Source organism: Desulfatiglans sp., assembly GCA_012513605.1.
GTDB lineage: Bacteria > Desulfobacterota > DSM-4660 > Desulfatiglandales > HGW-15 > JAAZBV01.
The window spans coordinates 45,055-58,390 of sequence record JAAZBV010000101.1; the positions used below are offsets into that span (position 1 = coordinate 45,055).

The window sequence follows — 13,336 nt, forward strand, 5'->3', positions numbered from 1 at the left end:
CAAACCTGACGCTAAAAAGAACCGCCAATCTTGAATTCAAACTTGCCGGAATCAGGATCATTCTCCCGCTCTTTAAGTTTGATGCCATACTCAAGCCTCATTGGCCCCATTGGCGAATACCACCTGATGCCAAACCCTACAGATGCCCCTGCGCCTTTTTTCCAGCTCTCACTCTTTACTATATCATTGCCAAAGGCATTGCCCGCATCAAAGAATACAAGCCCGGTAATCCCTTTACCCTTTGCAAAGGGTACTCGGTACTCTATCTTATAGAGCCACATCTTGTCGCCGCCTATTTCAATATATGTACCGGGGTAAAGTGGTGATATGGTTCCCCATTCATACCCCCTGACAGTGTCAATACCCCCGATCCTGAATTTTTCATAAATTGGAAGGTAAGCACCCGACCGGCCCTCCACATAACCAAGCTGCGCGCTTGCAACCAGCACTGTGCCCTTGAACAGGGGGAGATACCAGGTTGAATTGAGGGTATATTTATTAAAGGCCACATCCCCGCCAAGAGGACCTCCGGCATACTCAAAGGTAAAGGAATTCAGAGACCCTTTTGTGGTATCCCACCATTTATCCTTGGTATTACGTTCAATGCCAAAAACCATGCTGCTTGTGAGGTATTTATTATCGGCAATATCCTGGATGGGATCAACTATACTTGTGTAGACATCAGTTATTTGTGTCCTGTCATAGGTGTAGAATACGCTCCCCCTGGTATAGTCATCCAGCCCCAGCAGGAAGGAGAGGCCTGCATTTCCGCCCATCTGCTCCCTTGTGTAGTCATCATAGTCTCTATCCCAGTTGTAGGCCGATATGGTACCCCTCACAGGCCTGTCAAACATCCAGGGCTCTGTGAATGTTGCATTGAACCTGGTTGTCCGGCTGCCGGCCATAGCCTCAATACTGAAATTCTGCCCCCTGCCGAACAGGTTGTTGTTGTCAAACTGGAGCTGAAACATAAATTTTTCATAACCGCCATACCCCGCAGAAAAGGATATTGACCTCTGGAGCTTTTCTACACCCTCTATATCTATTACCATCAGGTCATCACTGGTCCCCCTCCTGGTTTTTACCTCATGTTTTTCAAAGATCTCAAGCCGGTCAAGATTCTCCCTGCTTTTTGCCAGTTGTTGGCTGTCAAAATATTCCCCCTCTTTAATTTTAAGTTCCCTTCTTAAGACCATGTCCTTTGTAATCTCATTACCGGAAATGTTGATCCTCTCTATGCGAACCTTCTTCTTTTTATCAATTGTCAAGGGTATATCCATAAAGTTCGTACCCTCAATTACCCTTTGTGAAGGATTCACTTCCGCATATGCATAACCAAGGCTGCCATAAAGCTCCTTGATTTTCTGGGTCTCAGTATGAACGGCCTGCCTGCTGAAGGGGTCTCCCTTTTTTATATCTATGAGCCTCCTCAGTTCATCCGCGGGCCGCAGGAGGTCACCCTCAAAAACAATATCATTTACAAAGTACTGCTCTCCTTCAACAATATTTATTACCAGACTGAGTTTCTCTTTATCATATACAACCTCAGGTTCGCCAACACGCGCCTTTACATATCCGTGGCTGTCATAAAAGGCTGCCAGTTTATTTACATCATACTCCAGCTTCTTTTTATCAAGCACCCCGGAATCAGTGAACCATGAGAGCCACCCCTTTTCCTTGGTAAGCATCTCCTTTTTTAATTTCTTGTTCTTAAACACCTTGTTGCCCCTGAACTCTATCTTTGAGATAAGCACCTTTTCCCCTTCATTGATCACATAGGTCAGCGTTACCTCATTATCCGGGAGCTCCTTGATCTTTTCCTGTATATCAACATTATAATACCCGGCATTCTTGTAGAATTCTGTCAGCCTGTTAATGCTCTGCCTGACATCATTGAGGTTAAGGACCGAATATGCCTTTAGGCCGAGCTCCTCTTTCAGTTTATCATCCTTTTTCTTTTCATTTCCCTGAAAGCTGATCTTGATGATGGTGGGCTTTTCTACCAGATTAAAGGTAATCACCTTACCATCAGGGCTGTCTGATGTTATCAGATTTACATCATCAAAAAAGCCCATTTTATAGATAGTTCTAAGGTCTCTGTCGAGTTTCACCTGATCAAACGGCTCGCCCTTCTGACTCTCCATGATCATAAGTATGGCATCATCGCCTACCCTTTTATTCCCTTCAATTATAATATCTGAGACCACGCTCTTTTTATCCATCTGGGAGTTCAGGCTCTCAGCAATCTTTTTTAAAGAGGCAGGAATGTTGTTCTTATTATTTTCCACCATCATCACTGTAAATGGGGATTTGCCGGTATCAGGGTCAAGCACCCTGGCACTAAGCTGGATATCATCTTCTCTATGATTATACTCGCCAATGATAACCCACTTTGCAGCATTAGCCCTGGCTAGAGGGATTATCTGCTTTTCAGGCTCTGAGTAGGAGATATTTTCACCAAGGGCATTATTAACAAGTTCCGGATTAGATACCTCATAACCAAGCGCGGACATCTCGGTTGAAAACCATTTCTGAAGAGTAATATTTAGATTTTCCTCAGACTCGGTGGATTTAACCATAAAGGGTATCACAACGACCTTGTCCATGGCTGAGGCAAATGCCGGGATTAAAAACAGGCCGAAAAAGAGCAGCAACATAAAAATGGGGATATGAGTTATCCTTTTAACAGGTTTAGTTCGGGCCGATCTGTTCAGGAAAAATCCCTGCTCTGTTCTATTGTAATTTACCATCGACAATCTCCATTACCTTTGTCATGTTATCTGCCAGTTGCTGATTATGGGTAACAATAACCATGCTCAGATTCTCTTCCTCTCTGATGCGAAGAAGATGATCAACTACCTCTTTGCCTGTATTTCTGTCAAGATTTCCTGTGGGTTCGTCAGCAAGAAGAATCTTTGGCCTCATCATAAGGGCCCTTGCTATGGCCACCCTCTGCTGCTCGCCGCCTGAAAGCTCACCGATCCTGTGATTCAGGCGGTTTTCAAGCCCGACCTTATTAAGCATGTTTCTCGCCATATCCATTGCTTCCTTTTTCCCCATTCTGGATATCAGGGCTGGCATCAATGTGTTTTCTATTGCATTAAATTCAGGAAGAAGGTGATGAAACTGGAAAACAAACCCTATCTCCCTGTTCCTCATGCGGCAGAGGGCTGTTTCATCTAGGCCAACAATGTCTCTGCCCTGGATTTTCATATGACCTGAAGAGGGCCGTTCAAGACCGCCCATGATATTCAGGAGTGTGGATTTGCCCGCCCCTGATGCCCCGATTATGGCCAGGGTATCTCCCTGATTTATGGTGATACTGATCCCCTTGAGCACCTCAATGGTATTGCCATTATGCCTGTATGACTTGTAGATATCTGTTAATTCAAGCATATATCATATCCAGGAATCATCTATTCATACCTCAGGGTCTCAACCGGGTTCAGCCGCGATGCATGCCATGAGGGGTATATAGTTGTTAAAAATGATAAGAGGAAACCTGCTATTGTCACAACCATCACATCAGCGTAATCAATCAGTACAGGGAGGGTGGAGACAGGGTAGACATCCGAGGGTATCTCAATAAATATGTAATTTGAGATCAGGTAACATATACCCAGGCCGGAAATCACCCCTGCAAGGGTGCCGGTTATGCCTACAATAAGCCCCTGTATCATGAATATACTCATGATGCTCTTTTTTGTGGTACCCATTGTCCGCAAGATTGCAATATCCTTTGCCTTTTCTAGCACCGTCATAACAAGGACGCTGATGATATTAAGCGCCCCAACCATAACTATCATGATCTGTATGATGAACATGGCTGTTTTTTCCAGCTTGAGCGCCCCAAGCAGGCTGCGGTTATACTCCTTCCAGTCAATTACCGAATAACCGCTCCCGAGTATTTCCCTGATTTTTCTGGCTGTAATATCAGATTGCTCAGTATTATCCACCTTAACCTCCAGGTGCGTTGCCTTGCCTTCCATAGCAAAGAGCCTCTGGGCTTCCTCAAAAGATATAAATATCAGGCGCTGGTCATACTCTATCAACCCTGAAGAAAAGATACCAGAGACCCTGAAGTTTTGTTTTTTTGGGGTCCTGCCAAGTGGGGTAAGCCTTCCGCTCGGAGAATTGAGTTTTATTATATCCCCCTCACCGATCCTGAGACTTTTTGCAAGTTCAATCCCGATAATCACATTAGGGATATCATCGCCGGTATTTTTAAGGGATGAGATATCCCCGCTCTGCATCATATTCTTAATACCGGTTATTGCTGTTATGCCTTCAGGATCAACCCCCCGAACGTATGCTCCTGTGGTGTAGGAGGATTGGAGGAGCAACTCTTTCATAATGGATGGAGATATATCTGTCACCCCTTGAACAGATTTAAGTCTCTCTTTTGTACTCTCATATTCGGTTATACTCCCTTCATCGCTGCTTACCCATATGTGGGGCATTATCCCTAAAGACCTTGACATGAGCTCTGACCTGAACCCGTTCATTACAGAAAGTACAACAATAAGGGACATCACACCAACCATTACACCTAAAATGGAGATGACCGATATTATGGAGATAAAGGCCTGTTTTCGTTTTGCCTTCAGGTATCTCAGGCTTAAAAAGAGTTCAAGTACCATTAAAAAATGAAACCCCCGTGAAAATATGCGGGGGTATTCCTTTCATATCATGATTGTTTATGTCTCATATGAGGGAATAGTATTACATCCCTGATTGATGGCGAATCAGTCAGAAGCATTACCACCCTGTCTATTCCGATACCCTCTCCTGCTGTTGGTGGCAGGCCATATTCAAGGGCAGCAACAAAGTCTTCATCCATGTACTGTGCCTCATCGTCTCCGGCCTCCCTTAACGCCACCTGTTTTTCAAACCTGCCGCGCTGATCATCCGGGTCATTCAACTCTGTAAATGCGTTAGCGATCTCCTTGCCTGTAATATAGAGCTCAAACCTGTCAACAATATCAGGGTTTTGATCATTCTTCCTTGATAAGGGCGATATCTCTGTTGGGTACCCGGTAACAAATGTGGGGTTAATTAACTTGTGCTCAACAAGCTCGTCAAATATCTTTTCAAGCACCCTTACATGGCTGTCGGTCTTAAGGATGGGTATCTTTTTTGACTCGGCAAATTTGACTGCCGCTTCAAAATCCTTTATTACCTCATCGCCTGTGCCGCCTATATCCCTGATGGCGTCATAGAGTGAAATCCTTTTCCATGGGGGTGTAAAATCTATCTTTTGCCCCTGGTACTCTATCACAAGGCTCCCCTTTATCTCTGTGAGAAGTCGGCTGAAAAGCTCTTCAGTAAGAAGCATAAGCTCTTCATAGGTTGCATAGGCCATGTAGAATTCTATCATGGTAAACTCGGGGTTGTGTTTTACTGATATACCCTCATTCCTGAAATTCCTGTTTATCTCATAGACCCTGTCAAGGCCGCCCACAACAAGCCTCTTTAAAAAGAGCTCCGGCGCTATCCTCAGATAAAGGTCCATACCCAGGGCATTGTGATAGGTCTTAAATGGCCTTGCTGTTGCGCCGCCGGGGATGGTCTGCATCATGGGTGTTTCCACCTCAAGAAAGCCCTGTGAGTTGAAGTAGTTCCTGAAAAAACTTATTATTTTGCTTCTTGTTATAAAGACATCCCTCACATCATCATTAACAATAAGGTCTACATAACGCTGCCTGTATCGTGTTTCTACATCTGTAAGTCCGTGCCACTTTTCAGGGAGGGGCCTCAACGATTTGGTAAGGAGCTTTATCTCTGTAGCAAGTATTGTCAGCTCATCGGTCTTTGTCTTGAAAAATGAGCCTGTTATGCCTATATAGTCACCTATATCCATAAGCTTGAAAAGCTCATAACCCGCATCGCCGACTTTGTCCTTTCTGATATATGCCTGTATCTTTCCGGCGTTGTCTTTTATGTGGATAAATGCGGCCTTGCCGAATACCCTCATGGCCATTATCCTGCCGGCAAAGGTGTATGGGGTGGTATCTTTTTCGAGCTCTTCACCCGAAATCCCCCCGAACCTTTCTATGGCCTTTTTTGAATCAAAGTTGAATTTGAAACCTGCCGGAAAGGGGTTAATACCTAATTCTTTTAATCGATCAATTTTTTTTCTGCGATCTTCAGTTACTGTGCTTGTTTTTTCCATAATCAATAAACCGCTATAAGTATTTAAAATAATAGTAAATGATTAATTTTTTTAGTTAAATTAATAATTTGAAACGTACTTTTTTAATCCATATACCTTTCTTAGTCAAGGTAAAAGATGGTAGAAAAAGGCCCCATAAGAGCGTTTAGACATGATATCCGGGGTTTTGTTCCTGCTTATTTTTACAGAGGAGAAAAAGAGTAAAAATAGAGCAGGGCACAAACTATCGCCAGATGAAGATAATTTAACGATGGGCTTAATATGGTCTTATTTGACCTGTCTATTTATCCTGAGACATTAGAGTTAAAAACTGTTTCTCTTAATAAATATTCCGGAACAACCACTCATCCGGAAAATATATCTATTATTTAAATGCCTTACGACGATAGCAGACAGCTTTTTAATTAACAGGCCCCTGGGGCTGAGCAGATATACGTTCAACCGTAATCTTTTGTGTGTTAGGCATAGTTGACGGGCCGGCTCCGCCCATACCGCCGCTCATGCCCATACCACCGCCCCGTCTGCCTCCAAAACCTGGATTACGGTTTTTAAATTCCATTTTTATTATTTCGCCCTTGATTTTTCCTTGATAATCAGATGTCATTTTCATCTGGCCGAATGTCGAGTTAACAGAAAAAAATATTTTATTCCCTTGAATTTTACCATCCTCAATAGGTGTCCATTGCCCAGGGGCTCCACTTATGCTTCCTTTGAGAAGATCACCTTCCCTTTTAAAGTTAAAAGTCATCTGTATTTTCTGGGCAGGCTGCATAGCCCCTCCTCCAACCTGCATACCATACATCCCCATCATGGCAGGTTGCTTGCGTTCAAACTCTCCTCTCCATGTACCGTCAATATTAATTGGTGTCTTATTTGAAGACATACCTGCACAACCGGCAACCAGTAAAAACAAAAAAATAATTGCGATTTTTTTCATGACAGATTTACCCCTTTTGTTTTATTAATAAAATAGTGCGTTAATCATCAGGGGGGAAATTCATATCAATAAGGGTCTCATGGATGGTCTTGAGTGCATCAGGTGTCTCATATTCGACGGTTATCACCTTTTTTTCCGGGTCACCATCCACCCTGGACACCCCGCTAACCTCTTCAAGCTCACTTTTTATGCTCTTTACACAGTGACCGCATGATATATTTGGGATATGAAAGGTTTTTACTGTCATACATGCTCCTTGGAATGCATTATGTTCAAAGGCGTTTTACCCTGATTCCAGACCTTGACAGGCTACATCCGCCTGAATGTCTCTTATTCAGGCGGATGATAAAAATCTACATTACAGATGCGCCTGATACATGCAGTACCTGCCCGCTTATATCTATGGATACATCAGAGGCAAAAAAGAGTGTTGCATTTGCTATATCCTGGGCAGATGTGGCCCTTCCAAGGGGTAGCTCTTTTTTAAGAAAATCTATTACCGCCTGTTTGTCAGGGGCCTTGATAAAATTTGTTGGCGCAGGGCCGGGTGCAACGCAGTTTACCCTTATCCTGTTTTTTGCCTCGGCGGTTGCAAGCTGTTTGGTAAACACATCAAGGGCGCCCTTTGCCTGTGCATAAACGCCCACACCATGAATGTACATATGTGAGCTGCCTGAACCGATATTGACAATGGCCCCCTTTCCCTTTTTTCTCATGCACGGGAGTACCGCTGCTGATACAAACATGGGGGAAAAGAGGTTGAGTGATACCTCCTTTGTCCATACGGCCGGGTCCTGCTCTTCAAATGGTCCTGTGGACATGATAGCTCCTGCCACATTACAGAGTATGTCTATGTCACCCAGCTCCTTTATCATCTCCTTAACCATAGCATCAACTTCAGCCTTGTTTGTAACATCGGCCTTAAGGGCTATGCTCTTTACGCCAAGCGCCTTTACCGCCTCGCAGGTGAGCTTTGCATCATCAAGATTGATATCTGTTACACCCACTGCCGCACAGCCTTCCCTTGCAAGTGAGAGGGCGATCTCTTTCCCAAAGCCTATCTGGCTGCCTGCCCCAGTCACCAGCGCCACCTGTCCTTTAAACCCAAGATCCATTTGCTCCTCCTTACCTTCTGTTGTAAAAACGTTATATGTGTGATTAATCCAATATATTGATTTTTTAAGCGAAACAGTGAGCTACCACAAGTCTTTTTATTTATCAAGCCTCCATTTTTTGATACGTGAAAATACCTCTCAGTCACCCGAGTATTTAATATATAGATAGTTTATCGCCTCTTTTATAAGCACATCAGCCGGGATACCGGTTTTTTTGGAGAGCTCTCTAAAGGGTTTAAGAGTACTGTCACATACATTTTCTCCCTGGGGCGCGGATTCCGGTGCATCAGGGGTTCTATTTTTACGGGAAAAAGACCTGTCACAATCTGATTTGCCATCTCCATAGCCGGTCTGTTTGATCTCCTTTAACACACTACCCTTGAATGAAAGGATATAACTGAAATTGCGGGAACCACAGTTATAATACCACTCCTCCACCTTTACTGTTTTGGTTTGGTATGAGCCACCCTTATACCTTTCTTCAGAAAAAAGGGGCATCTCCTCTTTTTCAGAATAATAGCCCTCTTCATCTGTGCCAATAACCTCTTTTGATGTTGGCTCACCACATATGGTCATCACCTCATGTTTTTTATCTCCCAGCTTTACAACCCTGTTTCCGCACCTGAATGACCTGACGCTTGGCCCTGCATATACAGACATGGACATGAAAAAAAGCAGACAAACACAGATGAACAATCTGGTAACAGGTATTTTAAGCATAATATCCTCTTCTTCAATTACAATTTCACCACTGCCAGTCAGTGCCTATCCCTGCCTCATTTATAACCTCTGTAACACCCTTAACCCCCCTTGTCACCTCATCAATCGCCATGAGAGTCTTTTTCGAACTGGTGTTTCCTGATATGGTAACCTTTCCATTATCACTAACCACCTGGAGGTTTGAGCTGTTTGTTCTTTTATCCTTTGTAAGGGCAGCCCATACCAGACTGCTAAGCACCTGGTTATCAAGTGCACGTATAGAATTTTCATCTGGCTTAAATTCATCCATACAGGCCATCTGTGCAATAATATCCACAGCGCTCTCCACGCTGATACGGTCAAGATTGATGACAATATCGTATAGAGCAGGGTCATTCCAGTCCACACCGTATAAAAACCTTGTCCAATTGAGTCCCTGTTTATCAAGTTTTTTTATAAAGTTAATTGCCTCTTTGCGTGTCAGCTTTTTATCTTCTATTGCCACCTTGATGCGGTATTCCATGTCTGCAATTACCCTTACACAGATCACATGGGAAATATTACCAAGGAGCAGGTGACCTGCATAACCGTGATAGACAAGATCATTTGCTTTTGCCCGTTTGAGCAGGGCATATCTGACATAATTAAGATGTGCAATCTTTTTTGCCGGGGTCTCTATCCATGCCTTTGGAGGCTCCTCCATTGCAGCGGTGAGCTTACTCTCCGGCACACCAAACTCTTCGGCGGCATCAAGTATTATCTCCTTGCTGATGCACGGATATTTTAGTTTACTGCCCAACGCCTCTGCTACTGCCCTGCCACCACTGTAAGTGCCTCTTGAAATCGTGATAATAGCCATAAAACCTCCTTATATTATAGGTTTGGATTATAAGAAAACTTACAAATTCAACCCTGCATACAAACAAAGCCATGACTAATTGACAAAGCCATCATGACCCTTACCTGTCAGATGGCGGCCCTATTACCCTGCTTAAAATGGCAATAGCTGCTGAAACAATAAGCATTGATATCATGATTATATATGAATGATCCGGTTTTCCAGCAATATCTTTAATGAGTCCATTTATCCAGGGCATAACAAGGCCTGCTGCACCAAAGGCCATAAAAAGCCACCCATAATTGAGCCCAAAATTTTTTATACCGAAATAATCCTTGCAGGCCGCCGGAAAAAGGGTGAGGTTTGCCCCGTAATTCATGCCTATAATAAATACTATAATCAGGATTAATGTGGTACCACCAGCCGCCCCGTTACCTGTAATCCGGTAAAGAAGCCATATTATAAACCCTTGGCATATGAATTCAAAAAACAGGGTGATCTGCCTGCCAATTTTGTCCGAAACAATGCCTGCCACTATACGGCCAAATGTATTCCCGAGCGCAAGGATAACCACTGTTATAAAGGCCCATTCGCCAAGACCCTTTTTGCCAAGGTCTGAGGCGACACTCATAAATACAAGCCCGGCAGAAGCCCCTGAAAAATACATGAAAAAGAGAAGCCAGAACTGGGCTGTAAACATCATCCGCTTCCAGTCGAACTCATTTGAAATACTTTTTACAGTGATTACTCCCCTTGGTTGCAGGTGAAATTCCGCTGGCGGGTTTGAGATAAACCAGGTGAGGGAACCCATAACAATCAATATAAAGATTCCTAAAGATATCATGGTTTCAGGTACACCCTTTTCAATAATGCCCGTGCTTGAGACCTTTTCAAATATGTTTAAAAACCATGAGGCAAGTGGGGCAAGTATTACAGGAGCCAGGCCGAAACCTGCAACAACGATCCCTGCTACAAGGCCTGTCCGCTCAGCAGGAAACCATTTTATTGCAGCGGGTGTGAGTGCTGAGTAACCGAAACCCACACCGGCACCAGTAACTATACCGAAACCAGCTATATATGCCGCGATAGATGACCCGCCCAACCCGCAGATAATACAACCCAGGGCAGCAAGAATACCCCCGAGCATAACAACAGGGCGGGGGCCGAATTTATCCTGAAGCTTTCCGGCTGGGATCATAATAATGGAGAAAGAAATGGTCATGATGGAAAATGGCAGGGCCTTGTCAGCATTGCTCCAGCCCCATGAATCAGGGATACCCCCTTTTATTACACTCCAGGCATAGAGTATACCCAGCACCAGTCCCATGCCTGTAGAGGCGATCACCACAAGCCATCCCCTGTAAAGTGTTATATTTATATGGGTTGAACTGCTAGGGTTCATTAATTTTTCCTTTTAAATGGCCGTGCAGAATTTGGCTACATTGTATATCAGCAGCAGCGCCTTTGCAAACGATGAGTTCATAATTTAAAAATAAAATCAGCTTTAAAAAATCTTTCTTTTTAATGCATTTATGTCTATAACGCTGTTAAAAACAAGCTATTCTACGCGGAGGATATAATGATAAGGATAAACGAGAACTACAAAAAGCTTCAGTCATCTTACCTGTTTTCTGATATTGCAAAGAGGGTTGCTGCTTACCAGAAGGAGAATCCCGAAAAGAAGATAATAAAGCTGGGGATAGGCGATGTTACAAGGCCATTACCTCAGGCATGTATTGATGCCATGCACAGAGCAGCGGATGAAATGTCCGATATTAAAACCTTCAGGGGATACGGCCCTGAACAGGGTTATGATTTTTTAAGGGAGGCCATTGCAAAAAACGATTACCAGCTTAATGGTGTTGATGTTGCCCCTGATGAGGTATTTGTGAGCGATGGCGCAAAGTGTGACTGCGGTAATATCCAGGAGATATTTGCATCAGATATTACCGTTGCCATACCTGACCCTGTTTACCCGGTATACCTTGATACAAACGTAATGGCAGGCCGCACCGGTTTTTATCAAGAGGGGCGATATGAGGGTATTGTTTATCTTGAGGGCACCGCTGAAAACGGTTTTGTACCTGAACTCCCAAATAAAAAGGTAGACCTTATATACCTATGTTTCCCGAATAACCCGACAGGCGCTACCATTACAAAGGAAGAGCTGAAAAAATGGGTGGATTATGCAAGAGAAAACAAAGCTGTTATCCTCTATGATGCTGCCTATGAGGCATTTATACGTGATGATGCCCTGCCAAGATCCATATTTGAGATCGAGGGTGCAAGGGATGTTGCTATAGAGTTCAGGAGCTTTTCAAAGACCGCAGGCTTTACTGGCATAAGGTGCGCCTTTACTGTTGTTCCAAAAACCTGCTGTGCCTATACAACAGACGGCGAAAAGGTGGCATTGAATGGCCTCTGGAACCGCAGGCACACCACCAAGTTTAACAGTGTGTCATACCCAGTTCAGAGGGCTGCTGAGGCGGTATACTCCAGTGAGGGCAAGGTGCAGGTAAAGGAGCTATCTGATTATTACCTTAAAAATGCCGCACTGATAAGGAAAGAGATGACATCCCTTGGCTTTGACTGTATTGGCGGCGAGAACTCACCATATATCTGGGTCAATGGAAAAAGCGATTCATGGGTATTTTTTGATAAGCTTCTAAAGGAGGCAGGGGTTGTTGTTACACCTGGCGCAGGCTTTGGCAAATGCGGACAGGGGTATATAAGGATAAGCGCCTTCAACAACTATGAAGATGTGCAGACAGCAATAAATCGTATAAAAGAAGCACTCAAATAATACATCATGGATGAGTCAACCATTTATGAGACGCTTTTTTATTGAGGAGATAATAGAAGAGGATGGCATGTGCCTGATCCCTGAAAAGGAGGCAAGGCATATGATTAAAGTCCTGAGGATGAAGGCTAATGACCCCTTTATTCTCATGACAGGAAAGGGTGAAGGCTTTGAGGCGGTAATCGAAAACACCACTCGAAAGGGTGTTTATGCCCGCATAATAAAGGGGTTGCCCATTGCCGCTTCATCACCGGTCAATATAGATATCTGCCAGGCAATATTAAAACCCCGCATGATGGACTACATGATAGAAAAGACATCCGAACTGGGTGTCTCCAGCATACAGCCCTTTTATTCGGAACGGACAGTAATCAAACCCGATAAGGATTCCGCTTCAAATAAGTTAAGACACTGGCGGATGATAGCTCAAAGCGCCCTTAAACAGTGCGGAAGGGCAGTACCGGCTGAAATAAATGATCCGATACATTTTAGAGAGATGGTGAAGGCAGTCGCTCAAAAAAAAGGGATTAAGGTGGTGCTCTGGGAAGGGGAGCAGCGTTCTGATCTCAAGACCCTCTTAAGAGAAAAAGGGTCGGTTAACGATTTTACAGGAATAATAGGCCCGGAAGGTGGCTTTACAGGTCAGGAGGTTAACCTGATGAGGGGCGCTGGTATTGTCCCGGTATCTGTCGGGACAAGGATACTAAGGGCAGAGACCGCAGCCATTGCCCTTACTACTATTATCCAGTATGAGTGGGGTGACCTGGGGGTTTAG

Annotated in this window: 12 protein-coding genes; 2 read left to right on the top strand and 10 right to left on the bottom strand. The window is 44.0% G+C overall.

The features are described 5' to 3' along the window. Positions 1-11: 11 nt before the first annotated feature. From bamA to GX654_13710, 10 genes are all read right to left on the bottom strand, one after another. Complete coding sequence (gene bamA, locus GX654_13665; GenBank protein NLD37910.1) at positions 12-2,750, bottom strand: outer membrane protein assembly factor BamA; 2,739 nt, start codon at positions 2,748-2,750, stop codon at positions 12-14. Next, on the bottom strand, positions 2,734-3,396 hold the full coding sequence (locus tag GX654_13670) for an ABC transporter ATP-binding protein (GenBank protein NLD37911.1): 663 nt from the start codon (positions 3,394-3,396) through the stop codon (positions 2,734-2,736). Before GX654_13670 ends, bamA begins: the two co-directional genes overlap by 17 nt. A 20-nt stretch (positions 3,397-3,416) precedes the next feature. Next, on the bottom strand, positions 3,417-4,640 hold the full coding sequence (locus tag GX654_13675) for a lipoprotein-releasing ABC transporter permease subunit (protein ID NLD37912.1): 1,224 nt from the start codon (positions 4,638-4,640) through the stop codon (positions 3,417-3,419). Between the two features lie 47 nt (positions 4,641-4,687). Next, positions 4,688-6,172 (bottom strand): lysine--tRNA ligase, encoded by a 1,485-nt coding sequence (gene lysS / locus GX654_13680; GenBank protein ID NLD37913.1) that lies wholly within the window; start codon positions 6,170-6,172, stop codon positions 4,688-4,690. A 400-nt stretch (positions 6,173-6,572) separates the two neighbouring features. After that, positions 6,573-7,109, bottom strand: coding sequence for a hypothetical protein (locus tag GX654_13685; GenBank protein NLD37914.1), 537 nt, complete (start codon positions 7,107-7,109; stop codon positions 6,573-6,575). Positions 7,110-7,149: 40 nt separating this feature from the next. After that, positions 7,150-7,356 (bottom strand): heavy-metal-associated domain-containing protein, encoded by a 207-nt coding sequence (locus GX654_13690; GenBank protein ID NLD37915.1) that lies wholly within the window; start codon positions 7,354-7,356, stop codon positions 7,150-7,152. Between the two features lie 106 nt (positions 7,357-7,462). Further along, positions 7,463-8,224: an SDR family oxidoreductase gene (locus tag GX654_13695; GenBank protein ID NLD37916.1), complete on the bottom strand. Its 762-nt coding sequence runs from the start codon at positions 8,222-8,224 to the stop codon at positions 7,463-7,465. Positions 8,225-8,362: 138 nt separating this feature from the next. Then, positions 8,363-8,944, bottom strand: a complete 582-nt coding sequence (locus GX654_13700) for a DUF2845 domain-containing protein (protein NLD37917.1) — start codon at positions 8,942-8,944, stop codon at positions 8,363-8,365. Positions 8,945-8,969: 25 nt separating this feature from the next. After that, positions 8,970-9,782: a BON domain-containing protein gene (locus tag GX654_13705; protein NLD37918.1), complete on the bottom strand. Its 813-nt coding sequence runs from the start codon at positions 9,780-9,782 to the stop codon at positions 8,970-8,972. A 100-nt stretch (positions 9,783-9,882) separates the two neighbouring features. Next, complete coding sequence (locus tag GX654_13710) at positions 9,883-11,163, bottom strand: OFA family MFS transporter (GenBank protein ID NLD37919.1); 1,281 nt, start codon at positions 11,161-11,163, stop codon at positions 9,883-9,885. Between the two features lie 177 nt (positions 11,164-11,340). Between GX654_13710 and GX654_13715 the strand changes: the two genes are divergently transcribed. Next, entirely contained in the window at positions 11,341-12,564 is a 1,224-nt protein-coding gene (locus GX654_13715; GenBank protein ID NLD37920.1) for an LL-diaminopimelate aminotransferase, read from the top strand. A gap of 25 nt (positions 12,565-12,589) precedes the next feature. Then, positions 12,590-13,336: a 16S rRNA (uracil(1498)-N(3))-methyltransferase gene (locus GX654_13720; protein ID NLD37921.1), complete on the top strand. Its 747-nt coding sequence runs from the start codon at positions 12,590-12,592 to the stop codon at positions 13,334-13,336.